Below are 26,537 nucleotides of genomic sequence, written 5' to 3'. Positions count from 1 at the left end.
GCTTACGCCCCTTTGTTCGGATGGTTGACCGCTTAGTAGCGATAGTGATCCGGTTTGTACGGACCTTCGACCGGCACATTGATATATGCAGCTTGTTCCGCAGTCAATTGTGTCAGATTCACGCCAATCTGCGCCAGATGCGAACGCGCGACTTTCTCGTCAAGATGCTTCGGCAGAATGTAAACCCTATTCTCGTAACTAGCAGCATTGTTCCAAAGCTCGATTTGCGCCAACACTTGGTTACAGAAAGAATTGGACATCACGAAACTAGGATGACCCGTCGCACAGCCCAGGTTCACTAAACGACCTTCCGCCAACACGATGATACGTTTGCCGTCCGGGAAAATCACATGATCCACCTGCGGCTTGATGTTCTCCCAGGTGTAATGACGCAAGGACGCGATTTCAATTTCCGCATCGAAGTGACCAATATTGCAGACAATGGCTTGATCGCGCATCACTTTCATATGTTCATGAGTGATGATGCCAAAATTGCCGGTCGCGGTGACGAAGATATTGGCAATCGGCGCCGCTTCTTCCATCGTCACCACGCGGTAACCTTCCATCGCCGCTTGCAGGGCACAGATCGGATCGATTTCGGTGATCCAGACGGTCGCGCCCAAACCGCGCAGCGATTGCGCGCAACCTTTACCAACATCACCGTAACCACAGACTACGGCGATTTTACCGGCGATCATCACATCGGTCGCACGTTTAATACCGTCGACCAAGGATTCACGGCAACCGTAAAGGTTATCAAATTTGGATTTGGTCACCGAATCATTGACATTGAAAGCCGGCACTTTCAGAGTGCCTTTTTTCACCATGTCGTACAGACGCAGCACGCCGGTGGTGGTTTCTTCGGACAAACCTTTGACATCCGCCATCAGCTCTGGGAATTTCTGATGCATCATCACGGTCAGGTCGCCGCCGTCGTCCAGAATCATGTTCGGGCGCCAGTCGTTGGGACCAATAATAGTCTGTTCGATACACCATTCCGCTTCTTCCTCGGTTTCGCCTTTCCAGGCAAATACCGGAATACCGGCAGCGGCAATCGCGGACGCCGCGTGATCCTGGGTAGAAAAGATGTTGCAGGATGACCAGCGCACTTCGGCACCCAACGCGGTCAGCGTTTCGATCAACACCGCGGTTTGGATGGTCATGTGCAAACAACCGGCAATGCGTGCGCCTTTCAACGGTTGTTGGGCGCCATATTCGGCACGCAAGGCCATCAGGCCCGGCATTTCGGTTTCGGCGATATTGATTTCCTTACGGCCCCATTCTGCCAGCGACAGATCGGCGACTTTGTAATCGGCTTGACTCATAATAATTTCCTTTTCTATTAAACGCCGGCAGCGTCTTTCAAGGCTTCGGCCTTGTCGGTTTTTTCCCAACTGAAGCTGGCTTCGTTACGACCGAAATGGCCGTAGGCCGCAGTCGCACGATAAATCGGTTTCAACAAGCCCAATTGTGCGATCAAGCCTTTCGGTCTCAAATCAAAATGTTCGCGCACGATCCGCACCAAGCGTTCTTCGTCGATCTTACCGGTACCAAAGGTTTCGATGGTGATCGAAGTCGGTTCGGCAACGCCAATCGCGTAAGAGACTTGAATTTCGCAACGTTCTGCCAAACCGGCGGCAACGATGTTTTTCGCCACATAACGACCCATATAGGCTGCCGATCTATCGACTTTTGACGGATCTTTACCGGAAAATGCGCCGCCGCCGTGACGCGCCATGCCGCCGTAGGTATCGACGATGATTTTACGGCCGGTCAAGCCGCAGTCGCCCACAGGACCGCCAATGATGAACTGACCGGTCGGGTTGATGAAATATTTGGTATCTTTATGTAACCATTCTTTTGGCAAAGTCGGCAGAATGATTTCATCCATCACCGCTTCTTCCAACAATTTGCCGCCGACTTCCGGCGAATGCTGAGTAGACAAAACCACGGCGTCGATAGCGACCGGCTTGTTGTTTTCGTAGCGGAAAGTCACCTGGCTTTTCGCATCCGGGCGCAACCAAGGCAGAGTTTTGTTTTTGCGAATTTGGGCTTGTCTTTCTACCAGACGATGCGCGTAGGTAATCGGAGCAGGCATCAATACATCGGTTTCGTTGCTGGCATAACCGAACATTAACCCTTGGTCACCGGCACCTTGTTCGTGATCTTCCGACTCGTCTACACCCATCGCGATGTCGGACGATTGTTTACCAATGGCATTCAACACCGCACAGCTATTGCCATCGAAACCGATGTCGCCGTGATCGTAACCGATTTCACAAACAACCTTTCTGACCAGTTCCTCGGTATCCACCCAAGCATTGGTGGTAATTTCGCCAGCCAGCACTACCATACCGGTCTTGACCAAAGTTTCACAAGCCACCCTGGAACGTGGGTCTTGGGCCAGCAATGCATCGACAACAGCGTCGGAAATTTGATCGGCAACTTTATCCGGATGTCCTTCCGAAACCGATTCAGATGTAAAAAGGTAGTTTTTATTCACGGTTGTACCCTCGCCAAAAGAAAAACTTGCGTATATAAAAAAAGGCCGCGCAAACGGCCTAGTATCTGTGGTGGGCCCTGTAGGACTTGAACCTACGACCTGCCGATTATGAGTCGGAAGCTCTAACCAACTGAGCTAAGGGCCCGCAATATCTGGTCTACGAAAATGCAGCGTGTTATTCGCCGTCGAGAAAGCATCTCAACTGTTCGGATCGGGACGGATGTCTTAATTTCCGCAGCGCTTTCGCTTCGATCTGACGGATCCGCTCACGGGTCACATCAAACTGTTTGCCAACTTCTTCCAGCGTATGATCGGTATTCATATTAATACCGAAGCGCATCCGCAACACTTTAGCTTCTCTTGCAGTTAATCCCGCCAATACATTCTGGGTAGACTCACGCAGACCGGCGATTGTAGCAGATTCGACAGGCGATAGCATCTTGGAATCTTCGATAAAATCTCCCAAATGCGAATCTTCGTCGTCGCCTATCGGCGTCTCCATCGATATCGGCTCCTTGGCAATCTTCAACACTTTGCGAATTTTATCTTCCGGCATTTCCATACGCTCAGCCAACTCTTCCGGCGTTGCCTCGCGTCCCAACTCTTGCAAAATCTGTCTGGAGACGCGATTCAGCTTATTGATGGTCTCGATCATGTGCACTGGAATCCGAATGGTTCTAGCCTGATCAGCAATGGAACGAGTGATCGCCTGCCGAATCCACCAAGTCGCGTAAGTCGAAAATTTGTAACCGCGACGATATTCGAATTTATCGACCGCCTTCATCAATCCGATATTGCCTTCCTGTATCAAATCCAGAAATTGCAAGCCTCGGTTGGTATATTTCTTAGCAATCGAAATCACCAAGCGCAAGTTTGCCTCAATCATTTCCTTTTTAGCGCGTCTTGCCTTGGCCTCGCCCAGGGAAATATTCCGGCAAATACTTTTCAAAACCGCAATACTCAAGCCGTAGCGCGACTCAATCTCTGCCAATCGTTGTTGCGCGCCCTTGATTTGATCACGATAATCACCGAACGCCACCGCATAATTGGGGTGACTAGCGACAAACTGCTCCAACCAATCGAGATTAGCTTCATTCTCCGCAAAAGCATTAATAAAATCTTTACGCGGCATTTTTGCTTTCTTGACGCAAACATCCAATATAAATCGCTCTTCTTCGCGAATGGCTGCAATCAACTCTTCGGAAACGGAAACCATTTTTTTCAAATACGGCGGAGTCCATTTAAATTCGCAAAATATTTCATCAAGCGCATCGAACAATTTTTCAGCCTTATCATGACCATAGCCATGTTTTTTGACGGCAGCCACCGCGGTTTTTAAAGTCTTTCTGAGAAGATCTACCTTTTGCTTGACCTCTTCGTAATCGACCGTCTTGCTTTCTTCTTCCGCGTCATCGGCGGGCTCTTCAATCTCGACACCACTAACTTCAAGCTCTTCGACTTCTGTCAAATCAACGAAGCCCAACACCAAATCGTTCAGCCTGACACCAGAATCTTCGTGCTGCACCGAGTCGAACGCATCGATAAATGACTCTACGATGAAACCGGACCGCGCTATCGCACCGACCACTTGCCGTTGCCCTTCTTCGATCCGCTTGGCAATTTTTAATTCTTCCTCGCGCGTCAACAGCTCGACAGAGCCCATTTCCCGCATATACAAACGCACCGGATCGGTAGTACGGCCAAACTCGCTATCGACAGACGCCAACGCCGCGACCTCGGCCACTTCCTCGTCGTCATCGGCAGTCACAACGGCATCCGAGGTAATCAAGGAGTCGTCGTCATCCGGCGCCACTTCGTAGACCTGAATCCCCATGTCATTGATCATACCGATGATATCGTCGATTTGTTCGGGATCAATGATGTCGCTTGGCAAATGGTCGTTAACTTCCGCATAGGTCAGATAACCCTGCGCTTTACCTTTTGCTATCAGTTGTTTAAGTTGGGATTGCTGTTGTTCTTGATTCATTCTTTACTCACAATACGTTTTCAGCACCAAGCGCCGCAGAACAGGAAATTATAACGATAAAATATAATGCGGTCACCTAGGTCTTATCCCTTAACAGTTTCCGCAGCACCTCTTTTTCTTCAAATATCAAACCTTCTCGACCTTCCTTCTCGATCAAGCGGTTTAGCATAGCCTCCTTAGCCTGCTTGCAAAGTTGCTGTAACGCGCCGCAAAACTCAGCTTCCTCTCCTCCAGCCGGCACGCCCAATTCCAGGCTTACCAGAGCTTTCACGGCTTTTTCCTGAGACGATCCTCTATAAGCTTCCAATAAAATGGCACTATTTTCAGGTTTTTCAAGGGCAATCAGCCGCAAAATATCCCTCAGTAACTCTATACCGGCAAAACTCAATTCATCAAGCCGCACACCTTGGCGCTCAACCAAACTTGCCAAATGCGGATGCTGTAATAACAGCGCGATGACCTTGCGTGTCAAACTCACTCTTGGCGATTGCGTGGATTTACCGCTATTAAATTTGGACTTAAGTCTAGTCTGATTTTCAGCAACATCCACAACCACTCGAGTCGACGTTAACTCCTGCAAGCGGGCAAACATCATTTCCCGAAAAAAACCTGCTGGCACTTTTTCCAGAGCCGGCTTAGCCGTAGCCAACAATTGCGATCGCCCTTCTACCGTTGTCAAATCCAAAACACCGGCAATATTCTCGAAAAAGTAATCGGACAAGACCTGTGCGGAACGGATTCGTTCCATGAAAGGAGATAAATTTTCCATACGCAGCAAAGAATCGGGATCGTGACCTTGCGGTAACAACATAATCTTGATTTGCCGTCCGTCTCGCAAACAAGGCAATGCCGCCTCGGCCGCCTTCCAAGCCGCTTGCCTCCCGGCATTGTCGCCGTCAAAACAAAACACCAATTCGGAGGTAAATCGAAACAATAAATCGATTTGAGTTTTCGAAGTCGCAGTGCCCAACGCTGCCACCGCATTGGAGATACCGAATTGAGCCAAGGCAATCACATCCATATAGCCTTCCACCACCAATATCCGCTCCGGCTTGCTATTTCGCTCTAAAAGCTCGTAAAGCCCATAAAGTTCTTTACTCTTAGAGAACACCGCTGTCTCGGGCGAATTGAGATATTTAGGCAGCGAATCATCCAACACTCGCCCGCCAAAACCGACTACGCGCTTACGCTTATCGCGAATTGGAAACATCAAGCGCCCTCGAAAGCGGTCGTAAGCCTTACCGTCTTCCTTGACCACCAGCATACCCGCCTCGATCAGCTCTTCTCGACCAAAACGCGCCACCAACGCATCCCACTTATCCGGCGCGTAACCCAGCAAAAAGTCCCTAGCCACCTCGCCGCTGACACCCCTGGTTTTCAAATACTCTACCGCCCGGCGCCCCTCAGCATTAGCTCGCAATTGCTCGGCGTAAAATACCGCCACGCCAGCCAACACATCATAGACATGCGATACGTTTTTTCTATCCGCCCCCGCTGTTCCGCTATCGACCAGTTCCCTTGGCACATCTACGCCGGCAAAAGCCGCCAAGTCCTCAACCGCCTCGACAAAGCCAAGATGATTAAACTCCATCAAGAAGCCGATGGCATTACCACTGGCACCGCAACCGAAGCAATGATAAATCTGCCGACTGCGATTGACTGAAAAACTGGGGGTTTTTTCGGTATGAAACGGGCAGCGCGCCGTGAAATTGCTGCCGGATTTTTTAAGAGGAACGCGCGAATCGATTAAATCGACAATATCGATCCGCACCAACAGATCATCTATAAACTGACGAGGTATCCTGCCGGACATGCTACCGACAAGATATTAGGCGATAAAACAGGCCTTGATTTTTGAGCTGACATTCGCCATGTCAGCCCTACCTTGCATTTTTGGCTTAAGCAAAGCCATCACACCACCCATGTCTTTAACCGATGTCGCACCCACCTCGGCTACCGCCTCGGCAACCATGGCATCGATTTCCGCATCAGTCAACGGCTGCGGCAGAAAATCCTGAATGACCAATACTTCAGCCTCTTCGATTTCCGCCAGATCGTTGCGGTTAGCGTCGCGGAATTGCTTGATCGACTCGCGGCGCTGTTTCAGCATCTTATCGAGCACCACAATCACGCGCTCGTCGCTCAATTCGATACGCTCATCGACCTCCACCTGCTTGATAGCAGCCAGAATCATCCGAATCACACCGAGCCTAGCCTTGTCGCCGCCTTTCATTGCGGCTTTCATATCGTCCCTGATACGTTCTTTTAACGCATCCATTTAAACGCCTTAAATTTGTGGACGACCGCGACGCAAGTTTTTCAATGCATATCGCTCGCGAGCCAATTTTTTCAAATGGCGCTTAACCGCAGCAGCACCTTTACGTTTACGTTCGGTAGTTGGTTTTTCGTAGAACTCGCGGCGACGCACTTCCGCCAAAACGCCTGCTTTTTCGCAAGCACGTTTGAAGCGACGAATCGCGATGTCAAAATGTTCGTTCTCTTTAACTTTAACTGATGGCATTATCAATAATCCGATTTATGTTAGTATCTTATGAAGCCATGGGCGAATCAAGCCCACCGAAAACGCTCGATTATACCCATAAAATATTTTTATTCAAAAACTAATGTACGTTTTAGGCATAGAAAGCTCTTGCGACGAAACGGCGGTCGCCGTTTACCACGCCACCAAGGGTTTAATTGCCCACACTTTATACAGTCAAATTCACACCCACAGCGAATACGGCGGCGTCGTCCCCGAACTGGCTTCACGCGACCACATTCGCAAGCTGGTGCCGCTAATCAAATCGGTCTTGGCCGATGCCGATTTACAGCCGAATCACATTGACGGGATCGCTTACACTGCCGGCCCCGGCTTGATGGGCGCCTTATTGGTAGGCGCCGCCACCGCCAGAAGCCTGGCTTGGACCTGGCAGATTCCCGCTATCGCAGTGCATCATATGGAAGGCCATTTGTTGGCGCCGATGCTGGAACACCGGCCGCCCGCTTTCCCATTCGTCGCACTGCTGATTTCCGGCGGCCACACCATGCTTATTGAAGTTCGGGCGATAGGCAAATACCACTTGCTCGGCGAATCGCTGGACGACGCCGCCGGCGAGGCTTTCGACAAAACCGCCAAGATGCTAGGACTCGACTACCCTGGCGGCCCAAAACTTGCCGAACTTGCCAGTCGCGGCCAAGATCGCTTCAAATTTCCACGCCCAATGACCGACCGCCCTGGACTGGAATTCAGCTTTAGCGGCCTAAAAACCTTTACGCTGAACGCGCTGCATGCCACCGAGCAAACCGCGCAAGACAAAGCCGATATCGCCTTCGCCTTTCAGCGCGCCGTAGCCGAAACACTCAACATCAAATGCAAACGCGCCTTGCAGCAAACCCAACTCAAAACATTGGTCGTAGCAGGCGGCGTCAGCGCGAACCAGGAAATTCGTCGGCAATTGCAGCAAATGACTAGCAAAGAAGGCGCGGAAATATATTTCCCCCGCCCGGAGTTCTGCACTGACAATGGCGCAATGATCGCTTACGCCGGCTGCCAAAGACTATTGGCCGGTCAAACACAAAATCTGGAAATTTTTGCCCGACCGCGCTGGCCGATGAATCAGCTGCCGAGCCTCTGAAAAAGTCTACGATTCCTGCCCGGCCAGTAAACGCTGGATATTGCTTTTATGCCGCCATAACAGAATCAGTGAAATGACAATAAAAATACCCGTCAGATTCACGTCGCCGACAATCAACCAAACATACAAAGGCGTCAAAGTTGCCGCGACCAAGGCGGCCAGCGACGAAATCTTGCCTATTTTATAGACCACAAACCAAGTACCGGACACCGCCAGACCCAACAGCCAGGCAACCCCTAATGTAACGCCAAACGACGTCGCCACACCCTTGCCACCTTTAAAGCCGAAAAAAACCGGATACAAATGCCCGATAAATGCCGCGAAAACCACCGCCGACAACACCAGAGTATCAACGCCGAGCGCCTTGGCAAGCAATACCGGCAACAAGCCCTTTAACGCATCCCCAGCCAAGGTAATAGCCGCCGCCTTTTTGCCGCCGATACGCATGACATTGGTAGCCCCTGGGTTCCCGGAACCGTTTTCCCTCGGATCGGCCAGCCCCATCATTTTGCAGACAATAATCGCGCTCGACACCGATCCGGTTAAATAGGCCAAAGGCACCAACCACCAATCCATCATTTAATCAACCTCTCGTCAATACTTGTACCGCGGCGCTATTTACTCGATACTGCCGCTTCTCAGAAATATAATAACCGGAAAATCACGATGGACATCATCTTTTTAGGCGGACTCGAAATCGATACCGTGATAGGGATTTACGATTGGGAAAGGAAGATCAAACAGAAAATTATCCTGGATATCGAAATGAGCTTCGACATCCAAAAAGCTGCCGCCAGCGACGATATCGCTCACGCCTTGGACTATAAAACCGTTTCCGACCGGATTGTCGAATTTGTCGAACACAGCGAATTTTACTTGGTGGAAAAATTGATTGAAGAAATTGCCCGAATTTTACGCAGCGAATTTGCGATTCCCTGGGTAAAAATCACCCTCAACAAAAAAGGCGCCATCAGCCGTGCCCGCGACGTCGGCATCATCATCGAACGCGGCAAAAGATAACCATGCCTACCGGATTTATCAGCATCGGCAGCAATATAGATAAGGAAATTCATGTTCCATCAAGCCTGCAAGCCTTGCGCGCCCTGTTCGGGGAACTAGTCATCTCCAGCATCTACGAAAGCGCACCAATGGGCTTTGTCGGCGACAGCTTTTATAACCTAGTCGTGCAGTTCGACTCGGAATTGCCGGCTAAAGAGGTGGCAAAGCAACTGCGACAGATCGAATTGGACCACGGCCGCAGCCGAGATAGTCAAAAATTCTCGGCCCGAACGCTGGACCTGGATTTAATTCTGTATGGTGACGAAATTATCCGCGACGGTCGCTTGCAAATTCCGAGAGACGAAATCGAACGTTATGCGTTCGTACTGGAGCCCTTAGCGGAAATCGCCCCGCAACGACTGCACCCAATCAGCAAAATCAGCTACGAAAAGCTCTGGCAAGATTTTGACAAGCAAGACTTGCAGCAAACTAGACTCGGCCCGGCGACACCCTGATACATCAACGGAACAGCGTCCTACCGCCATCGACGGTGATCACTTGCCCAGTAATATAATCGGCATCCTCCACCAAAAATTTCACAGCCTTGGCAACATCATCGGCGCTGCCACAACGCTGCAAAGCCACTTTTTTCAGAATTTCCAACTGCCCCTCCGCGCCCGCATCTTGCGCCGGCCATAAGATCGCACCCGGCGCCACGGCATTTACCCGGACATCCGGCGCCATTTCCTTGGCTAAACAACGCGTCATCGCCACCAATCCCGCCTTGGTGATACTGTAAACAGGGTAGCGGGGCAAGCCGGTCTCGGCGTGAATATCGACAATATTAACGATACAACCGCGACGCTCTGACAGTGACGGCGCCAGTGCTTGAGACAAAAAAAACGGCGCCTTGAGATTACTGCCGACCAGGCTATCCCAGTCTCGCTCATCGACCTGACCAATACTCCCTGGGAAAAATGAGGACGCATTGTTAACCAAAACGTCGATGCCGCCCCAGACATCCTGAGCCTCGATAGCCAAATGCTGCACTTGATCCATTTGCAACAAATTGGCCTTAATCGGAAACAAAGAGTCGGCTCGCAAGGCATTTAATTCATCCGACAATAACGAGGCTTCCCGATCCGCCGAATGATAATGCAGCACGACATTGAAACCTGCCGCATGCAAGCCGCGCACGCACGCAGCGCCTATTCGCTTGGCCGCACCGGTGACAAGCGCCACTCTGGACATGTCAACGCCGTACTTAGGAAGCCGATACGCTGGAAATCAATTTTTTGCGAATCAAAACACAGGCCGCCACCGCGCAAACAACCGGCAACTGAGTCAGAGCCATTTCCATCATGGAGTGCTTGGGAACCATTTTCGCCAGCGGCTCCAGAATTAGAAATTTCGCCAGCCACCAAGTCAGCCAGTAACCGACCAGCCCAATGACAGACCAATTGATCAACGGCGCATTGTGATTTTTTGCCGTCAAGTAAAACCACACCAACGTCAAAATTCCGAATAATTTAGCCAAAAAATACATAACGCCCTCGCCCCCATGATTATTTTTAGTTGTTAGCGCTTGACTCAATCAAGCAAAATTCAATGTAATCAAATTACCCAAAAACATCAACCCAAACAGCACCGGGCGATGAATTCAGTGCATTACAACATCAGCCTCAATTATCTCTTTTGAGCTTCAAACTCACCCTTCTAAGACATATAATCGGTTATTGTTTGGCGATCAATAGATAAGGAGAGAACCGTGCAAACCTATAAAACCCTTGCCGCCCTGTGCGCACTTGGCTTCTGTAACTTGACTTGGGCGCAGTCGACAGGCCACATCGGCCATGGCGGGGGCAGCGGAGACGGTGCCTGTATAAGAGCTAAAATCAGCCGCTTTAAACCTGAGCATTTAGCAACTGTGGCTCCTGGCTCGGAGTTTTCATTTGCCGCATCCGGCAGCAATGGCCCTGGGCACATTCACGTCAGTATTAAACAACACCCTATCCCGATCACAATCGAGGATAAAGACACCTTTTACTTGGTAAAAGGCAAATTGCCGGAAGATATTAAAAGTACGACCGTCCGCATCTCGGTCAGCTTGAAATCGAAAGTCGGCAAATGCGACGCAGAGGATGGCTGGCTACTTAAGGTATCCGAATAGCTCCTTTCAACGAAAACCGCTCCGAGCCAAGACCGCGTCTGGAGCGGCAGACTGTCTAATCCCATTCGAACAAAATCCACTTGTTGATATTGGTGTTTTCGTCCAAATCGTTCTTCTTGACATCCATTTCCCCGTCGCCGTTAGTATCCAACATATAGTAGGCCGGCCCTATTTGAGGCTGGATTTTCACCATGTATAGCTTGCCGTTACGCCGAAACTCTTGAATAGTGTCCTTGCCCTTACGAATAATGGTAATGTCCGGCTCCATCTCTTCGCCGGATTGCACCGGCGCAGGTAAATCGGGCGGCTCGGGAACCGCCGCCGGCTCATTGGGTACAGACTCCGCTGCCGAGACCAAGGCCGGCAAAAACAGCAACAGACTAAAACGAAATAGTCGAGACATTAAAATCCCTGCAAAATTTGATAATGGTAAGCCATGATAATACAGTTTTAACGCTACCGTATAAATCCATACCGGGTTCTGCCGGCGCTTCCACCAGACGCTTAACCCGAAATAAAAACAGCCGGCCATAAAAAAACCGATACCTCTAGCAAGAGATATCGGTTTCTATATCGAAAATACTTACGCTTGTTTACGTAAGTATTTCTCGACACCCGTGGTTCTAGCCACGACAGCATCCTTGGGTTGCAAAGCTTGTTTTGCCATGTAACGAGTCACACCGGATACCGCTGGCGCGTCCTTAGCTAAAGTACCCTGTTTCGACACGTATTTGGCAACACCAGTCACTTCCCTGGCGTCTTTGTCCTGCAATTCATGTTTGATGACATATCTACTGACAGAGCTGAGTTCGGCCGCCGGTTTTTGTACCAAAAGTTGTTTTGCCAGATATTTACTCACACCGGTAGCTGGCGGCTGCTGCCTTGCCAATACCGCCTGCTTTGCAAGATAGCGGGCAACACCAGTCATTGGCTCGATCTGACTTTGCAACTGCAACTGTCTGGCCAGATATTTCGCGACGCCGGTCGGTTTTGGAGCCAATTCGGCCGATGCCGCCTGCCTGGCAAGATAACGCTCCACAGCCGAGCCTTCAAACACCAATTCCTCGGCAAGTGCTTGCTGAGTATCCTGTTCTTGCTTCAACTGCGCCTCCGCTTTTTCCTGTTGCAATCTGATCTCTGCTTCGACATATCGAGCAACCAAGGTTGCAGCAGCAGCCTTTCTTTCCGCCGCCGCCTGCTCCGCCAGAAATTTAGCAACACCTGTCAGCGGAGCCTGTTCTTTCAATACCTTTTCTTGCTGCGCCAAATACTTGGCAACCCCTGTGACTAACGGGGCATCTTTAGCCAGCAAGGTCTGTTTGGTCAGATATTTACTCACACCGGTAGCCACCGGTGCTTCTTTTGCCAACACATCTTGTTTCAACACGTACTTGGCCACGCCCGTCACCAGCGGCGTCGTACCTGCCAACTGATTTTGCCTGATCACATATTTCGCGACATTTGTGACCGCATGCTCTTCGCGATCATTCTTTGTGATGTATTTCGAAACACCTGTTACCGGCGCATCTTTCGACAAAATGGACTGTTTAATCAAATATTTAGCCACCCGAGTAACCGGATTGGCCTGTTGCTGTGTCAGATATTTATCGACACCAGTCAGAACTGGCTCGCTCTCAAGCAACTCTTCCTCTATCACTTCTTCAATTAAGGCTTCCTCGACAACCGGCTCAACGACAACGGCCTGTTCGGCTGCTTGTTTGGCTCTTTCCAATTGCTCTTGCAAAGCCAGATATTTAGCCACGCCGGTCAAACCTTCCAGCTCATCTTGAACTTCCGGCGCTGGCGGCTCCAATTTCAGCAAATAACGCGCCACACCGGTCAGTTGACCCGCTCCGCTATCAACACCTGAATAAACTTCCGACCGACTAGCGCTATCAACTGGTTTGTCGAATAAAAAGCCGAATAAGCTATTCATCAAACTGTTTGTTGTCATTTGAGAATACTCCTGAATGTAATAATTGTTATGTGTCTAAACGACTAGTCCGTCAAATTAGCGATAACGCCTAATAAAGTGTTACGAACCTGCAGCGCTGAATAATACCTTGGGCTGAAAGCTGGCGGCCGGATATTTTGCATCAACCTCAGAGGACTCTTGCTTTTGAGGGCAAGGCGCGTTGGCATTGCTGGCGGCAGCGGTTGGCGAACTCGCCGGCGCCACTTCTGCAATTGACGAATCTCTGTAGAGAACCTTAGGTTGAAAATCCGCTGCAGGATATTCTTGGGCACCGGCAGCAGCTGACGCCGTTAATATAAACCCCATTAAAAATCCCTTAACCAATTGCGCGTTCATCATGGTTTCCACCTTACTCTATTGATTAAATGACAGACCCACCGATAAACACACCGGCAGGCCTGTTACATAGTGCTAATTAAAGCACAGCTTCCACATTCGCGACGACATTGTCCACGGTAAAGCCAAACTCTTTGAAGAGCTGGCCGGCCGGGGCCGATTCGCCGAAACGGTCCAATCCGACGACTCTTCCCTCGCTACCGGCATATTTCCACCAGCTGTCGGTGACACCGGCTTCCACCACCACGCGTTTGGCCACGCTAGGCGGCAACACGCTGTCTTTGTAGGCTTGGTCTTGCGCTTCGAAGACGTTGGTCGATGGCAGGGATACCACGCGGATTTTTTTGCCTTTAGCTTCTAAGGCTTCTGCCGCTTTCACGGCCAACTCGACTTCGGAGCCGGTGGCGATGATGATGGCATCCGGGGTACCGGCGCTGTCTTTCAGGATGTAGCCACCTTTGCTGATCGCGTCGAGCTGCGCCTGGCTGCGAGCCATGTGCGGCAGGTTTTGACGGGAGAAGATCAGGGTGCTGGGACCGTCTTGGCGTTCGATGGCGGCTTTCCAGCTCACGGCCGATTCCACTGCGTCGCAGGGACGCCAGACTTGCATGTTGGGGATCATGCGTAGGGTGGCGGTTTGTTCGATCGGTTGGTGAGTCGGGCCGTCTTCGCCCAGACCGATAGAGTCGTGGGTGTATACGAAGATGGTCGGGGCTTTCATCAGCGCGGCCATGCGCAGGGCGTTACGGGCATATTCGCTGAACATCAGGAAGGTGGCGCCGTAAGGTTTGAAGCCGCCGTGCAGCACCAGGCCGTTCATGATCGCGGACATGCCGAATTCGCGCACGCCGTAGTAGATGTAGTTGCCGTCATGACCGGGGGCGCAGACATCTTTGCAACCGGACCACAGGGTCAGGTTGGAACCGGCCAAATCGGCAGAACCGCCCAGCAGTTCCGGCAACAACGGACCGAAGCCGTTCAGGGTGTTTTGCGAGGCTTTACGGCTGGCGATGGTTTCGCCTTTGGCGTTGACTTCGGCGATAAAGGCGTTGGATTTTGCGGCCCAGTCGGCAGGCAGTTCGCCGGCCATGCGGCGGACGAATTCGGCAGCCAGTTCAGGATGCGCGGCTTGGTAAGCGGCAAATTTGTCGTTCCAGGCTGCTTCCAGGCGCGCGCCTTTGGCATTGGCATCCCAACCGGCTTTGATGTCGGCCGGAATTTCAAACGGCGCATGCGGCCAGCCCAGGTTTTCGCGCGTCAAGGCAATTTCAGCTTCGCCCAGCGCGGCACCGTGACATTCTTCTTTGCCTTGTTTGTTAGGCGAGCCGAAACCGATGGTGGTTTGGCAGCAGATGAGGCTGGGTTTGTCGGTGACTTTTTTGGCTTCTTCGATGGCTTTTTTCACCGCGTCGGGGTTGTGACCGTCGACTTTGGGGATGACGTGCCAGCCGTAGGCTTCGAAGCGTTTCGGGGTGTTATCCAGGAACCAGCCGTGGACGTTGCCGTGGCCACGCACTTCGCCGTCGATGGAAATGTTGTTGTCGTCGTAGAAGGCGATCAGTTTGCCCAAGCCCATGGAACCCGCCAGTGAGCAGGCTTCGTGGGAGATACCTTCCATCAGGCAGCCGTCACCCAGGAATACGTAGGTGTGGTGATCGACGATGTCGTGTCCGGGACGGTTGAATTGGCCGGCCAGGGTGCGTTCCGCCAAAGCGAAACCTACCGCATTGGTGATGCCTTGTCCCAAGGGACCGGTGGTGGTTTCAACGCCGTCGGTATAGCCGTATTCAGGATGGCCTGGGGTTTTGGAGTGCAGTTGGCGGAACTGTTTCAGTTCGTCGATCGGCAGATTGTAGCCGGCCAAATGCAGCAAGGAATAAATCAGCATCGAGCCATGACCGTTGGACAGGATGAAGCGGTCGCGGTTGGCCCATTTTGGGTTGCTAGGGTTGTGATTCAGAAAATCGTTCCACAATACTTCTGCAATGTCGGCCATCCCCATCGGCGCACCGGGGTGGCCTGAGTTGGCTTTCTGTACGGCGTCCATGCTGAGTGCGCGGATGGCGTTCGCTAAGTCTCGGCGCGAAGGCATGTTTGGTTCTCCTATGATTTCTTATTGTACGAGCCGGCTCATGATCAGCCGTGCCCGGTAAAAACTGGGGGTTATAACGAACGAAAGGACGAGTGGCCTTAACCACCCGTCCTTAACATTTCCTAATAAATAGGTGTTGCCAAAGCTGGTTTATGCAGCAGCGTCAACCAATTCGCGAATTTCGCGGGCTGCTTCGGCAGGTGACGGTGCACCATAGATAGCGGCACCAACCACGATGATGTTGGCACCGGCTTCAACCACTTGTTGCACAGTGGCTTGTTTGATACCGCCAGCAACTGAGATGCGGACGTTCAGGCCCAGACGTGCGATGTCGTTCAGATCGGTGAACGGTGTGTGACCAGCTGCTTGCGCATCCAGACCCGTGTGAATACCGACGATTTGCGCGCCCAATTTCACTGATTCTTTCGCGATATAGGCTTTGTCTTCGACGTTGATCAAGTCGATTTGAGTTTCTGCACCGTGTTTTTTCGCGGCTTTAACAACGCCGGCGATGGTCGCCAAACCAGAAACACCCAGTACGGTGACGATATCCGCGCCTTCAGCATAGAAAGCACCGGCTTCGTATTCACCAGCGTCCATGGTTTTCAGGTCAACCAACAACAGTTTGTCTGGGAAACGTTGTCTCAGTTCTTTAACCAGGTTGATACCGTTGTATTTGATGCAAGGTGTACCGATTTCAAAAATATCAACATAAGGCGCTACTTGATCAGCCAATGCAACAGTTTGGTTGAAATCCAGTGAATCCAACGCCATTTGAATTAATGGTCTTGCCATACTTATGTGCTCCGATTGTTATAGTTACAGTTATTGTTTTTAAGACCCACCCCTCAAACAAAGCCCTTTTTCGGTCTTTAAATCGAGAGCGCCGCAAGCCTGTATCGATGGGCAGTTTTCGCGAGTGGGGCAACTCTAAATCAGAATAAGGCGCCCTGTCAATTGAAGACCCACTATTTACTCGCCAAAAAACCCGTAATCAGCCGGGATTGTTAAAATCCTATTCGCCCAAGCCTGTCCACGGCTTGTATAGACCGGCCACATCGACCCCAAACATATCCAAAATTCGGCCAACTCCCTCGTCGACCATAGCCCGCACTGAATCGCTTTTATTGTAAAAAGCCGGCATCGGCGGAAATATAATACCGCCCATTTCCGTGACGCTGGCCATGTTGCGGATATGCGCCAAATTTAATGGCGTCTCGCGCGGCACCAGCACGGTTTTCCGACGCTCTTTCAAGGCCACATCCGCCGCCCGCGAAATCAAATTGTCGCCAAAACCATGCGCGACCGCCGCCAGGGTTTTCATCGAGCACGGCGCGATCACCACGCCTTCGGTTTTAAACGAACCGCTAGCGATACAGGAGGCAATATCATCAATTCCGTGAGTCACATCCGCCAGCTCATAAAGCGCCGCGCGACTCATATCCAGTTCAAATTTCAAATTCACCAATCCGGCCGACGAGATCACCAGATGGGTTTCCCAATCCGGCTGTTGCCGCAGAACCTGTAGCATCCGCACACCGTATATAGCGCCGGTTGCGCCGGTCATCGCGATCACCAGTCGTTTTTTTTCCGCCATCATTTTTAAGCCAAAAGATTAGCCATATCATCGGTCGCGGATACCAACGCATCGATCATTTCTTCGCCGCGCGCGATATGGCCGGCATTCGGCAGCACCACATAACGAGCTTGCGGCAACGCCTGATGCAAGCGCCAACCTGCTTCCAACGGGCAAGTCAAGTCGTTTTGCCCATGAATAATCACGGTCGGTATCGATTGCAGTATCGCGCAATTGTCCAGTATTTGATTTTCGGCAATGAAGTAATCGTGAATCGCATAAGACAACTCCATTTTTACTTGCTTCAGCATCTGCTCGCTAACCGATTCCATGCTCTCCAAATATTCATTTCCCAACGCCACTTGCCCACTCCAGGCCTGCCATTGTTGCACCGCACGCTTGGCGACAGCCTGGTCGGCACCAAATACTGCTTCGCCCAACCTTTCCAAGACCGTTGCGCCCGACAGCGCTGGCAAATTATCCAGCATATTTTGCCAGCACTCGGGATAAATCCGATTGGCGCCATTCCCCAGAAACCAATCCATGTCGGCCTGCCGCGCCAAAAAGACTCCACGCAAAATCATCGCCGACACTCGCTTGGGATGCCGCTGCGCATAAAGCAATGCCAAAGCCGCCCCCCAGGATCCGCCAAACAGCAGCCACTGCTCGATTCGCAATTGCTTGCGTATCCGCTCCATGTCATCCAGCAAATCCTGAGTGGTATTGCCTTGCAATTCACCAAACGGCTGCGATAGGCCGCAGCCACGTTGATCTATCAAAATAATGTGATAGCGCTCGGGATCGAAAAACCGCCTATGATCGGGCTTGGTACCGGAACAAGGTCCACCGTGCAAAAAAATCGCCGGGATGCCGACCGGATTGCCGGACTGCTCGACGTATACCCGATGGTCGCTATCGGTTTCCAAAAAGAAAGTATGGAAAGGAGAGATTTCCGGATAAAGAGTCTTCATTGCTTTAATCCATAAAAAAAGGGAAGGCTGTAACACCTTCCCTTTTTGCGTGCTTGCAGGTTTACAAATTAGAATTTGAAACCGACATAACCGCCAGCATTGAAACCGTCGGTAGGCGTACCGTCCAGTTTGCTGGTTGAGTAGTGGTAACGCACGTCTGTACCCAACACGATACCTCTGAAGACGTCGTATTCAGCACCGGCGCCGAAGTTCAGACCGGCATTCAACACGGAAACCGCGTTGGATGGGACGCCCAGGATATTGATATCCAAACCGACCGGGATAATCCATGGACGCAATTTGCTGTCGTGCATGAATTTGATTTTTGGAGAAGCATTGATTCTCAGACGAGAGTCCGTTGCTCTTGGTGAATGACCATTAAGCACGATTGTATCGCCGTTAGCAGTCTGCAAAGCGGTAAGCGTGCCGTCTGTCAATGCGTTAGTACCTGTGCCGTATTGAGCATATTCCACACCCAATTCGATAGCGAACGAGGTATCATCCATCAAACCGAACAAATCGTTGTTGACGTTGAAGTCGAACGCACCACCGAAGTAAAAGCCTTCGTTGTTTTGGTTGTTGGACAACAGACCGCCATCGGTTAATGGCGTATTGCTATTACCACGTGCATGATCCAAAGCCGACCAACCGCCACGAACCGCTACCAAGTTGTCTTTTGCAGAAGCTTGAGCAGGTGTTGATTTCACAGACGCCATCCATTGATCCAACTCTTGAACTTTTGCATTAGCAGCAGTAGAACTAGCAGATGAAGATTTAACGCGGTTCAATTCAGCTTGCATGGCTTGCATCATGCCGCTCATTTGTTCCATTTGCGCTTCCAAAGCCTCGGTTTTTCTCGCAGTCGCATCGGCTACGCGCTCGGCTTTGGAATCCGCTGCTTGGGCTTGTGGGGCGACCATTGCGCCAGCCATTGTCAAAGTCGCTGCGGCAACGCCCAGCGCTAATTTGGTTTTAGTAAAACTCATTGTTGTTCCCCCCAAGGGTAGTTATTGTTAAGACTGAATTGGCTTTAATGCAACACAGGATTTCTTCACGTGAGCAATAATAGCAGCAAAATACCAGCCTTACAAGTTTTAAGCCTATTTTTTTTGGTCAAAAAACTTGTTTTATTTCAAATAGATACAAATACTTTGTAACCCATAATCAATAATTGTCAAAAATAAACAACATTCATTTGCTTTTTCACACAAGCACAACAACCGGCAGACCCTATCAAAACCAGCCTGCTTCGTGTTACTTTAAAAAAGCATTTACATCTCCGTTTTCCCAAGCATTTGCATGACCAAACATCTGGATATTCTGATCATCGGCGCCGGCATTAGCGGCCTACTCGCCGCCCGCGAATTGCGCCTAGCCGGTCGCGAAGTGACGATTCTTGACAAATCCAAACCGGGATTGGAGTCGTCTTGGGCGGGCGGTGGCATTCTGCTGCCGATTTACCCTTGGCGACAGGCACCGGCCATTTCCGATCTGGCCGTTGCCAGCCTGAAAAAATATCCCGGCCTAAGCCAAGAACTTCTGGCCGCCACCGGTATCGATCCGGAGTGGTATGACTGCGGCATGCTGATCTGCAAAAATCCGGATTACCAGCAAGCCATCGATTGGTGCCAACATTACGGTATCGAATATCGACCGGCATCCACCGAGTTAACTGAGCCTTTTACCAGCACTTATCAGCAACCGTTGTGGCTACCGGAGATTGCCCAGGCTCGCAATCCGAGATTATTGAAGTCTCTGTACGCCTATTTGCAACAAGCCGGCGTGCAATTTATCGACAACACCGACATACGCAAGATCGCCGTCGCCAACCGCCAAGTCAGCCAGGTCGAGACCGTCGACCGGAAATACACGGTAAAACAGTTGATCGTCAGCGCCGGCGCCTGGACTACCGATCTAATGAACTATTTATTACCGGACTGGCCCTTGGACTTGCAAATCCGGCCGGTCCGAGGCCAAATGCTGTTGTTCGACGCCACCCCGACCACCTTGCCTTATATGGTGCTGGACGGCGATCAATATTTAATCCCGCGCCGTGACGGCAAAATTTTGGCAGGCAGCACAGTGGAACAAGCCGGTTTTGACAAGATCACCACCGACAACGCCAAACAACAGCTTTACCAATTCGCCACCGAATTATTGCCATCGTTAAAAAATTATCCAGTCTGCCATCATTGGGCTGGCTTACGCCCAGGCAGCCCACAAGGCATACCCTACATCGGCCGCCATCCGGACCTTGAGAATCTCAGCATTAATGCCGGCCATTTTAGAAACGGCCTGGTGATGGGGCCCGCATCGGCGCAATTACTGGCCGATCTGATCCTAGAGCGCCCAACTGAAATCGACCCGGCACCGTACTCGTTAACCCGACCTGCCCAGCCATGAATCTTTATCCCTTAATACGCCCCCTGCTGTTTTCCCTGGATCCGGAAACCGCTCATCATGTCACCCTGGATTTGTTGAAGTTAGCCCAAATGAGCGGCTTATCGGCATTGAATAGAGCGCAGTCGACCGACAAACCGGTCAACGCGATGGGCCTGAGTTTTAAAAATCCGCTAGGTCTGGCTGCCGGACTGGATAAAAACGGCGATTACATCGATGCGTTGGCCGAACTGGGTTTTGGCTTCATCGAAATTGGCACCGTCACCCCGCGGCCACAACCCGGCAACCCCAAGCCACGCCTGTTTCGCCTACCAGAGCATCAGGCCATCATCAACCGCATGGGTTTCAACAATCTGGGCATCGATCACTTACTGGAGCAAGTCGGTCGATGCCGCTACTCGGGAATCTTAGGCATCAACATCGGTAAAAACGCCGACACGCCGCTGGAGAACGCTACCGACGATTATCTGATCGGCTTACGAAAAAGCTATCAAGCAGCCAGTTATGTCACCATCAATATCTCCTCGCCCAACACCAAGAACCTGCGCCAGTTGCAGCAGGGCGACGAAATCAGACAGTTGCTGAATGCCCTGAAGGAAGAACAGCTGAGATTGCAGGCAGAGCATGGCAAATACACGCCCATTGCGGTGAAAATCGCCCCGGATTTGAGCGACGAAGAAATCGTTCACATTGCCGGATTGCTGCTGGAATTTGCCATCGATGGCGTGATCGCCACCAACACCACGATTGCCCGCGACAAAGTGCAAACCCATAAACACGGCAACGAAGCCGGCGGCCTCAGCGGCGCGCCGGTTAAAGACAGCTCAACCCGGGTCGTGAAACACTTAGCGATAGAATTGCAAGGCAGGCTGCCGATTATCGCGGCCGGCGGCATTTTGTGTGCCAGCGACGCCCAAGAGAAGATCGCGGCCGGCGCCAGCTTGGTGCAGATATATAGCGGTTTGATTTATAAAGGTCCGCGATTGATTGAGGAAGTGTTGCGAGGCTTTTGAACACAGCAATCCGCTGACCGTCGAAGGGTAACGCCAGCAGATTGATAACCGACGACTTAAGCCTCTGTGCCTGCCCAGCTTTTTTGCAGCAAACCCGCTTGGTAGTATTTGAGCAAATCGACGCCGCACTCGTCGGGCCGCAAGACTTTCTTAATGCTAAGCTGCCGGCCATCGGCATTTTGGCTGACCATGGCCAGATCGACCACAAACTCGTTACAGGGCTTTTTATTCACATCCTGCAACATCAGGATTTTTGGCTTGAGTTTGGCCTTGGGATTAACCTCCAGCACCATCGCCACCTCGCCATCGGCAAGCTCCACCAAGCTACCAGCCGGATAAATGCCTAAACACTCGATAAATTTCATGGCCAGCCCGGAATCGAGATGGCCAAAATTGCCTGCCTCCGTCAGCACCTTGATGGCTTCGAGATGCGATCGGCCTTTCTGATAAATACGATCGCTACTCACCGCATCGTACATATCGACAATCGCCACCATCCGCGAATAAGGCGTGATTTGCTCGGTTCTCAGTTGCCGAGGATACCCTTTGCCATCCAAGCGCTCATGGTGCATATAAGCCACATCGATAGCCCCCGGAAACATACCGATAGTGTCGACCAATAGTTGCCAGCCCTTGGCGGCATGGCTTTGCATGACCCCCAACTCGTCAAGCGTCAGACGACCGGGTTTGTTCAAAATTTCCAGCGGAACCAGCATCTTACCCATGTCGTGCATCATGCCGCATAGACCGACATTATTGAGTTCTTCGACCGATAAATTAATCTGCCGACCCAAGGCAATCGCATAAATACAAACGTTCATGCTGTGCTGAGCCGTGTATTGGTCGCGATTCCGTAATTGCGTCATCAGCATCAACGCATCCGGGGCATTTAAAATACTATCAACACAATAGGCCACGGCTTTTTTAGCCACCATGGCATTAATCGGCCGGCCAAACCGCACTTCTTCCATAAAGCTTTTAACCAAGGAACTGGTTTTGTGATACAGCTTATCGGCTTTTTTAATTTCATTGGCAAACGACGAACGCCGCGCCGGCGGCTGGACTTTTTCCAGATAATCCTTGCTATAAGCAGTGCCGTGGGAAACATATCTCTGGACTTGGGTTTGCTTGGAGACATCGATATACACAAAATCGCACTGCTTCTGTACCGCTTCGACATCGGCTTGGTTCTTTAACTCGAATCCCTGAAACCAGAAATTGGTTTCCAGCCAGGGCCGGTCCAACTTCGAGACATACATGCCGACCCGCAGATCCTTGGCATTGATCTTAACCAGTTCAACCGAATCTACTAGAAAATTATTGCTGTTACTTTCCACACGAATCTTAACCTTTCAGTACAGACCAAAAATCATCGAAAAGCCCATTCCATCATCAACCAGATTAAAACCGGGCTGAACAAGACCATCCCCCTATCGCGAAGCCACTCGGACGAATTATCATTTCCATCCTTTGCGATGCGATCGATTATAGCGACATACTAAACCTTGCCGAAAAGATCATCAATTACCGCGTTAGGCAAAAACTACTCGCCGGCAATCGCCATTTGTTCCAGCAAGATCGACCCCACCCGGATATTACCTCGCAAATCCACATCGTTACCGATGGCAGCAATATTGCGTAGCATGGTTTTCAGGTTGCCGGCGATGGTGATTTCCTGCACCGGATACTGAATCACACCGTTTTCCACCCAAAAACCCGAAGCACCTCGCGAATAATCGCCGGTAACGCGGTTGACGCCCTGCCCCATCAATTCAGTCACCAACAGACCGGTATCCAGCAACTTCAGCATGCCGGCAAAATCTCTGTCGCCCGCCTCGACGGTCAGATTATGTACGCCGCCGGCATTGCCGGTGGTTTGCATGTCCAGCTTGCGCGCCGAATAGGTACTGAGTATGTACGATTTTAAAACACCCTCGCTAACGATATCGCGCGCTTGGGTTGCCACGCCTTCGGCATCGTAACTGGCACTACCCAGCGCGCCTTTTAGAAAAGGCTGTTCGTGGATGCGCACAAAATCCGGCAAAATTTGGGTATCCAGCGTATCCAGTAAAAACGAGGATTTTCGATACAAACTGCCGCCGCTGACCGCGCCTATCATCGCCCCGATCAAGCCGGACGCCATTTCCGAAGCAAACAGCACCGGACACTGGCGGGTACTGAGACTGCGGGCGTCGAGACGCGCGACCGTGCGCTGGGCGGCTTTCTCGCCGACCTGCCGCGCCGACTCCAATGCGGAAGCGTTGCGGGCTACGCTGTACCAGTAATCGCGCTGCATCGAATCGCCGCTACCGGCCAACACCGAGCAACTCAAGGAATGGCGGCTGGCTTGATAACCTTGCAAAAAACCCAGGGAATTGCCGAATACCCGCGTACCTTGATGCGTATTGACCGAGGCACCTTCGGAATTACTAATAGCCGGGTCGTAAGTGCGCGCGGCATTTTCGCATTCGATCGCCAGATTGATCGCCTGTGATGCATCGAGAGCCCAAGGATGGTTCAGATCCAGATCGGGAAATTCGGTCGCCAACCGTCCGGGATCGGGCAAGCCGGCATAAGCGTCCTCGCTGGCATAACGCGCGATACTACAAGCAGCCTTGACGGTTTCTTTCAGGGAATCGGCGGAAATATCGTTGGTGCTGGCCGAGCCTTTTTTCTGGCCGAAATAGACGGTTACACCTATGCCTTGATCGCAGTGGTATTCGACGGTTTCCACCTCACCCAAGCGCGCCGACACCGACAAGCCATTGTCGACGCTGAAAGCAGCTTCGGCGGCACTGGCGCCTTGCTGTTTGGCTTCGTCCAATAATTGCTGAACGACATTTTTTAAACGGTTGATTTCTTCGTAGTTTTGCACGGTAAGTCTCTTGGGTTCGGATTCATCTGGGTCGACTCATTCGACCCCACAAGGCATTAAACGCTGGTGCCGCCAACGGTCAAACCGTCGATTTTCAGCGTCGGCTGACCAACGCCGACCGGCACGCTTTGCCCGTCCTTACCGCAAGTACCGACACCGCTATCCAGAGCCATGTCATTGCCGACCATCGATACTTTGGTTAATACGTCCGGGCCGTTGCCGATCAGCGTCGCGCCTTTGACCGGCCTGGTGATTTTGCCGTTTTCGATCAGATAAGCTTCGCTAGCCGAGAACACAAATTTGCCGGAGGTAATATCGACCTGCCCACCACCAAAATTGCGGGCATACAGGCCTTTTTTCACCGATTGAATGATTTCTTCCGGATCGCTTTCGCCCGGCAGCATATAGGTATTGGTCATCCTCGGCATCGGCAAATGCGCATACGACTCGCGACGGCCGTTGCCGGTGGGCTTAACCCCCATCAAGCGGGCATTGAGCTTGTCCTGCATATAGCCTTTAAGAATACCTTTTTCGATCAGCACGGTGTTCTCGGCGGGCGTGCCTTCGTCGTCGATATTCAAGGAACCGCGCCGCCCAGCCAGTGTGCCGTCGTCAACCACCGTGCATAAATCCGATGCCACCCGCTCGCCGACCCGACCACTAAACGCCGAAGTACCCTTGCGGTTGAAATCGCCTTCCAAGCCGTGGCCGATAGCCTCGTGCAATAAAATTCCCGGCCAGCCTGGACCAAGCACCACGGTCATATTACCGGCCGGCGCGTCCTGGGCTTGTAAATTGACTTGGGCCTGACGCACCGCTTCGCGGCCGTATTCAAAGGCCCTGTCGTTTTCCAGAAAATAACTGTAATCGCTACGGCCGCCGCCGCCCATGCTGCCCTGTTCGCGGCGGCCGTTTTCGACCAAGATCACAGTGACGTTCATCCGCACCAGCGGCCGAATATCGGCGGCCAGCGAACCATCCTGATTGGCGATCAAGATGCTATCGTAAGCTGCTATCAAACTGACCATCACTTCTTCGATACGACTATCCAGCTTGCGGGTCTCGCTATCGACGCGTTTCAACAAATCGATTTTCTGCTGATCGTCCAGCGATTTCAGCGGGTTGATTGGCTGATACAAGCGCGGCCAGCCCTTGCCGGTTTCGATTTGGCGCTGGGCTTGTTGGCCCTGACGGACAATGGCTTTGACGTTATTGGCGGCTTCCAGCAAGATCGGCAATTCGATGCGATCGCTGTAAGCAAAGCCGGTCTTGTCGCCGCTCACCACCCGCACCCCGGCACCATGCTCGATGGAGTGACTGCCTTCCTTGATAATACCGCCTTCCAACGACCACGACTCGAAATGGCTGGATTGAAAATAAATATCGGCGGCATCGACCGGCACACTGAGCAGCGCCGCCATAACCCGGTCTATATCCTGGGTTTGCAGACCGTTCACGGTAAGAATGGATTGAGTAACTTGTTCTAGTAATGGCATGAGAGAGTTAAAAAGAAAACGATTTCATCAATGCTTCGCGCCAATCACATCACGAAAAACGAAGCAATATAAGCAACGACCATGGCCGTGACAGCGAGAGCTACCTTATTCAGTATGGTGAGCGAGAACCAGTAAAGCTGGAATTCGGTTTTTCGCCGAACCCAAGTATTCAGTATTAATTGTTTAAAAAATTCGTAAAGCCGCGGCAAGGTTTTCCAGAGCCGGTAAAACCCGAACCAGGCAATGGTCAGCAAAATGTAGAAGGTCACGACCTGACTGCCGTGGCGGTCGGATTCAAACAAATACTCGATAATTTCGCCGACATCCAGCAGGTGAAACAACAATTCGACGGCTTCCTCGATACCCAATTCGACATACTCAAAGGCCACATGCAAGCCTTCGTACATCAGGTGCATGCATTCTCCGAGCAAATCCAAGGTCACATCGTACATAACGATGGCAAGCACCACAAAACCGACGACGATCAGATCGAGATTTTTTTTAATCAT

Annotated in this window: 27 protein-coding genes and 1 tRNA gene; 6 read left to right on the top strand and 22 right to left on the bottom strand. The window is 51.4% G+C overall.

Annotated elements, in window-relative coordinates; all coding sequences use genetic code 11:
• Positions 1–32: 32 nt before the first annotated feature.
• The 7 genes from ahcY to rpsU all read right to left on the bottom strand — a co-directional run bounded on the left by ahcY (position 33) and on the right by rpsU (position 7,011).
• Positions 33–1,325: an adenosylhomocysteinase gene (gene ahcY / locus QZJ86_RS03050; RefSeq protein ID WP_301936321.1), complete on the bottom strand. Its 1,293-nt coding sequence runs from the start codon at positions 1,323–1,325 to the stop codon at positions 33–35.
• A gap of 17 nt (positions 1,326–1,342) precedes the next feature.
• Positions 1,343–2,503, bottom strand: coding sequence for a methionine adenosyltransferase (gene metK / locus QZJ86_RS03045; protein ID WP_301936319.1), 1,161 nt, complete (start codon positions 2,501–2,503; stop codon positions 1,343–1,345).
• A gap of 68 nt (positions 2,504–2,571) precedes the next feature.
• Positions 2,572–2,648, bottom strand: a tRNA-Ile gene (locus QZJ86_RS03040).
• A 30-nt stretch (positions 2,649–2,678) separates the two neighbouring features.
• A complete protein-coding gene (rpoD, locus tag QZJ86_RS03035; protein WP_301936317.1) occupies positions 2,679–4,490 on the bottom strand; it encodes an RNA polymerase sigma factor RpoD in 1,812 nt (603 codons plus the stop codon).
• Positions 4,491–4,566: 76 nt separating this feature from the next.
• Positions 4,567–6,303: a DNA primase gene (dnaG, locus tag QZJ86_RS03030; RefSeq protein ID WP_301936315.1), complete on the bottom strand. Its 1,737-nt coding sequence runs from the start codon at positions 6,301–6,303 to the stop codon at positions 4,567–4,569.
• Positions 6,304–6,318: 15 nt separating this feature from the next.
• On the bottom strand, positions 6,319–6,768 hold the full coding sequence (locus tag QZJ86_RS03025; protein ID WP_301936314.1) for a GatB/YqeY domain-containing protein: 450 nt from the start codon (positions 6,766–6,768) through the stop codon (positions 6,319–6,321).
• 9 nt (positions 6,769–6,777) lie between these two features.
• A complete protein-coding gene (gene rpsU / locus QZJ86_RS03020) occupies positions 6,778–7,011 on the bottom strand; it encodes a 30S ribosomal protein S21 (RefSeq protein ID WP_020483611.1) in 234 nt (77 codons plus the stop codon).
• A 103-nt stretch (positions 7,012–7,114) separates the two neighbouring features.
• Here rpsU and tsaD point away from each other — a divergent pair, with 103 nt between their 5' ends.
• The gene (gene tsaD / locus QZJ86_RS03015; protein WP_301936312.1) at positions 7,115–8,125 is read left to right on the top strand and encodes a tRNA (adenosine(37)-N6)-threonylcarbamoyltransferase complex transferase subunit TsaD; all 1,011 of its coding nucleotides are present in this window, start codon (positions 7,115–7,117) and stop codon (positions 8,123–8,125) included.
• A 6-nt stretch (positions 8,126–8,131) separates the two neighbouring features.
• Here tsaD and plsY read toward each other — a convergent pair whose 3' ends face one another.
• Positions 8,132–8,704 (bottom strand): glycerol-3-phosphate 1-O-acyltransferase PlsY, encoded by a 573-nt coding sequence (gene plsY / locus QZJ86_RS03010; protein ID WP_301936310.1) that lies wholly within the window; start codon positions 8,702–8,704, stop codon positions 8,132–8,134.
• 87 nt (positions 8,705–8,791) lie between these two features.
• On the opposite strand from plsY, the gene folB reads away from it, so the two are divergent.
• Complete coding sequence (gene folB / locus QZJ86_RS03005) at positions 8,792–9,145, top strand: dihydroneopterin aldolase (protein WP_301936307.1); 354 nt, start codon at positions 8,792–8,794, stop codon at positions 9,143–9,145.
• Positions 9,146–9,147: 2 nt separating this feature from the next.
• Positions 9,148–9,639 carry a 2-amino-4-hydroxy-6-hydroxymethyldihydropteridine diphosphokinase gene (gene folK / locus QZJ86_RS03000; protein WP_301936305.1) on the top strand — a complete coding sequence of 164 codons (492 nt, stop codon included), beginning with the start codon at positions 9,148–9,150 and terminating at the stop codon, positions 9,637–9,639.
• 4 nt (positions 9,640–9,643) lie between these two features.
• On the opposite strand, the gene QZJ86_RS02995 is transcribed toward folK, so the two are convergent.
• A complete protein-coding gene (locus tag QZJ86_RS02995; RefSeq protein WP_301936303.1) occupies positions 9,644–10,375 on the bottom strand; it encodes a pteridine reductase in 732 nt (243 codons plus the stop codon).
• A 13-nt stretch (positions 10,376–10,388) separates the two neighbouring features.
• Positions 10,389–10,619 (bottom strand): hypothetical protein, encoded by a 231-nt coding sequence (locus tag QZJ86_RS02990; RefSeq protein ID WP_301936301.1) that lies wholly within the window; start codon positions 10,617–10,619, stop codon positions 10,389–10,391.
• Positions 10,620–10,892: 273 nt separating this feature from the next.
• Here QZJ86_RS02990 and QZJ86_RS02985 point away from each other — a divergent pair, with 273 nt between their 5' ends.
• The gene (locus QZJ86_RS02985; protein ID WP_301936299.1) at positions 10,893–11,294 is read left to right on the top strand and encodes a hypothetical protein; all 402 of its coding nucleotides are present in this window, start codon (positions 10,893–10,895) and stop codon (positions 11,292–11,294) included.
• A gap of 55 nt (positions 11,295–11,349) precedes the next feature.
• On the opposite strand, the gene QZJ86_RS02980 is transcribed toward QZJ86_RS02985, so the two are convergent.
• From QZJ86_RS02980 to QZJ86_RS02945, 8 genes are all read right to left on the bottom strand, one after another.
• Complete coding sequence (locus QZJ86_RS02980) at positions 11,350–11,697, bottom strand: DUF2782 domain-containing protein (protein ID WP_301936297.1); 348 nt, start codon at positions 11,695–11,697, stop codon at positions 11,350–11,352.
• Positions 11,698–11,877: 180 nt separating this feature from the next.
• Positions 11,878–13,248: a hypothetical protein gene (locus QZJ86_RS02975; protein ID WP_301936295.1), complete on the bottom strand. Its 1,371-nt coding sequence runs from the start codon at positions 13,246–13,248 to the stop codon at positions 11,878–11,880.
• An 81-nt stretch (positions 13,249–13,329) separates the two neighbouring features.
• The gene (locus QZJ86_RS02970) at positions 13,330–13,608 is read right to left on the bottom strand and encodes a hypothetical protein (RefSeq protein ID WP_301936294.1); all 279 of its coding nucleotides are present in this window, start codon (positions 13,606–13,608) and stop codon (positions 13,330–13,332) included.
• Positions 13,609–13,684: 76 nt separating this feature from the next.
• Positions 13,685–15,697 carry a transketolase gene (tkt, locus tag QZJ86_RS02965; protein ID WP_301936211.1) on the bottom strand — a complete coding sequence of 671 codons (2,013 nt, stop codon included), beginning with the start codon at positions 15,695–15,697 and terminating at the stop codon, positions 13,685–13,687.
• Positions 15,698–15,847: 150 nt separating this feature from the next.
• Positions 15,848–16,492 carry a 3-hexulose-6-phosphate synthase gene (hxlA, locus tag QZJ86_RS02960; protein WP_301936292.1) on the bottom strand — a complete coding sequence of 215 codons (645 nt, stop codon included), beginning with the start codon at positions 16,490–16,492 and terminating at the stop codon, positions 15,848–15,850.
• A 220-nt stretch (positions 16,493–16,712) separates the two neighbouring features.
• On the bottom strand, positions 16,713–17,294 hold the full coding sequence (locus QZJ86_RS02955) for a UbiX family flavin prenyltransferase (protein WP_301938895.1): 582 nt from the start codon (positions 17,292–17,294) through the stop codon (positions 16,713–16,715).
• Between the two features lie 5 nt (positions 17,295–17,299).
• Positions 17,300–18,244, bottom strand: a complete 945-nt coding sequence (gene pip / locus QZJ86_RS02950; protein ID WP_301936290.1) for a prolyl aminopeptidase — start codon at positions 18,242–18,244, stop codon at positions 17,300–17,302.
• Between the two features lie 68 nt (positions 18,245–18,312).
• Positions 18,313–19,230, bottom strand: a complete 918-nt coding sequence (locus tag QZJ86_RS02945) for a hypothetical protein (RefSeq protein ID WP_301936289.1) — start codon at positions 19,228–19,230, stop codon at positions 18,313–18,315.
• A gap of 313 nt (positions 19,231–19,543) precedes the next feature.
• On the opposite strand from QZJ86_RS02945, the gene thiO reads away from it, so the two are divergent.
• Entirely contained in the window at positions 19,544–20,647 is a 1,104-nt protein-coding gene (gene thiO / locus QZJ86_RS02940) for a glycine oxidase ThiO (RefSeq protein ID WP_301936287.1), read from the top strand.
• The gene (locus tag QZJ86_RS02935; RefSeq protein ID WP_301936285.1) at positions 20,644–21,657 is read left to right on the top strand and encodes a quinone-dependent dihydroorotate dehydrogenase; all 1,014 of its coding nucleotides are present in this window, start codon (positions 20,644–20,646) and stop codon (positions 21,655–21,657) included. The genes thiO and QZJ86_RS02935 overlap by 4 nt, the downstream gene beginning before the upstream one ends.
• 56 nt (positions 21,658–21,713) lie before the next feature.
• On the opposite strand, the gene QZJ86_RS02930 is transcribed toward QZJ86_RS02935, so the two are convergent.
• The 4 genes from QZJ86_RS02930 to QZJ86_RS02915 all read right to left on the bottom strand — a co-directional run bounded on the left by QZJ86_RS02930 (position 21,714) and on the right by QZJ86_RS02915 (position 26,537).
• The gene (locus QZJ86_RS02930; RefSeq protein WP_301936283.1) at positions 21,714–22,994 is read right to left on the bottom strand and encodes an HD-GYP domain-containing protein; all 1,281 of its coding nucleotides are present in this window, start codon (positions 22,992–22,994) and stop codon (positions 21,714–21,716) included.
• A gap of 206 nt (positions 22,995–23,200) precedes the next feature.
• Positions 23,201–24,532 (bottom strand): metalloprotease PmbA, encoded by a 1,332-nt coding sequence (gene pmbA / locus QZJ86_RS02925; RefSeq protein ID WP_301936281.1) that lies wholly within the window; start codon positions 24,530–24,532, stop codon positions 23,201–23,203.
• A 56-nt stretch (positions 24,533–24,588) separates the two neighbouring features.
• Complete coding sequence (tldD, locus tag QZJ86_RS02920) at positions 24,589–26,028, bottom strand: metalloprotease TldD (protein WP_301936280.1); 1,440 nt, start codon at positions 26,026–26,028, stop codon at positions 24,589–24,591.
• A gap of 44 nt (positions 26,029–26,072) precedes the next feature.
• Positions 26,073–26,537, bottom strand: a complete 465-nt coding sequence (locus QZJ86_RS02915) for a hypothetical protein (protein WP_301936278.1) — start codon at positions 26,535–26,537, stop codon at positions 26,073–26,075.

Origin of the sequence: Methylomonas montana (assembly GCF_030490285.1) — a bacterium.
Classification (GTDB): Bacteria; Pseudomonadota; Gammaproteobacteria; order Methylococcales; family Methylomonadaceae; genus Methylomonas; species Methylomonas montana.
The sequence above is the reverse complement of the archived record's forward strand: the minus strand, read 5'-3'. Positions and strand labels throughout refer to the sequence as shown.

Coding starts and splice junctions, on each gene's coding strand:
- folK (WP_301936305.1), top strand. CDS start 9,148: ATGCCTACCGGATTTATCAGCATCGGCAGCAATATAGATAAGGAAATT.
- rpoD (WP_301936317.1), bottom strand. CDS start 4,490: ATGAATCAAGAACAACAGCAATCCCAACTTAAACAACTGATAGCAAAA.
- thiO (WP_301936287.1), top strand. CDS start 19,544: ATGACCAAACATCTGGATATTCTGATCATCGGCGCCGGCATTAGCGGC.
- QZJ86_RS02980 (WP_301936297.1), bottom strand. CDS start 11,697: ATGTCTCGACTATTTCGTTTTAGTCTGTTGCTGTTTTTGCCGGCCTTG.
- pip (WP_301936290.1), bottom strand. CDS start 18,244: ATGAAGACTCTTTATCCGGAAATCTCTCCTTTCCATACTTTCTTTTTG.
- tsaD (WP_301936312.1), top strand. CDS start 7,115: ATGTACGTTTTAGGCATAGAAAGCTCTTGCGACGAAACGGCGGTCGCC.
- folB (WP_301936307.1), top strand. CDS start 8,792: ATGGACATCATCTTTTTAGGCGGACTCGAAATCGATACCGTGATAGGG.
- QZJ86_RS03025 (WP_301936314.1), bottom strand. CDS start 6,768: ATGGATGCGTTAAAAGAACGTATCAGGGACGATATGAAAGCCGCAATG.
- QZJ86_RS02915 (WP_301936278.1), bottom strand. CDS start 26,537: ATGATTAAAAAAAATCTCGATCTGATCGTCGTCGGTTTTGTGGTGCTT.
- QZJ86_RS02970 (WP_301936294.1), bottom strand. CDS start 13,608: ATGATGAACGCGCAATTGGTTAAGGGATTTTTAATGGGGTTTATATTA.
- dnaG (WP_301936315.1), bottom strand. CDS start 6,303: ATGTCCGGCAGGATACCTCGTCAGTTTATAGATGATCTGTTGGTGCGG.
- QZJ86_RS02995 (WP_301936303.1), bottom strand. CDS start 10,375: ATGTCCAGAGTGGCGCTTGTCACCGGTGCGGCCAAGCGAATAGGCGCT.
- QZJ86_RS02955 (WP_301938895.1), bottom strand. CDS start 17,294: ATGGCGGAAAAAAAACGACTGGTGATCGCGATGACCGGCGCAACCGGC.
- tldD (WP_301936280.1), bottom strand. CDS start 26,028: ATGCCATTACTAGAACAAGTTACTCAATCCATTCTTACCGTGAACGGT.
- QZJ86_RS02975 (WP_301936295.1), bottom strand. CDS start 13,248: ATGACAACAAACAGTTTGATGAATAGCTTATTCGGCTTTTTATTCGAC.
- hxlA (WP_301936292.1), bottom strand. CDS start 16,492: ATGGCAAGACCATTAATTCAAATGGCGTTGGATTCACTGGATTTCAAC.
- plsY (WP_301936310.1), bottom strand. CDS start 8,704: ATGATGGATTGGTGGTTGGTGCCTTTGGCCTATTTAACCGGATCGGTG.
- QZJ86_RS02945 (WP_301936289.1), bottom strand. CDS start 19,230: ATGAGTTTTACTAAAACCAAATTAGCGCTGGGCGTTGCCGCAGCGACT.
- rpsU (WP_020483611.1), bottom strand. CDS start 7,011: ATGCCATCAGTTAAAGTTAAAGAGAACGAACATTTTGACATCGCGATT.
- tkt (WP_301936211.1), bottom strand. CDS start 15,697: ATGCCTTCGCGCCGAGACTTAGCGAACGCCATCCGCGCACTCAGCATG.
- ahcY (WP_301936321.1), bottom strand. CDS start 1,325: ATGAGTCAAGCCGATTACAAAGTCGCCGATCTGTCGCTGGCAGAATGG.
- QZJ86_RS02935 (WP_301936285.1), top strand. CDS start 20,644: ATGAATCTTTATCCCTTAATACGCCCCCTGCTGTTTTCCCTGGATCCG.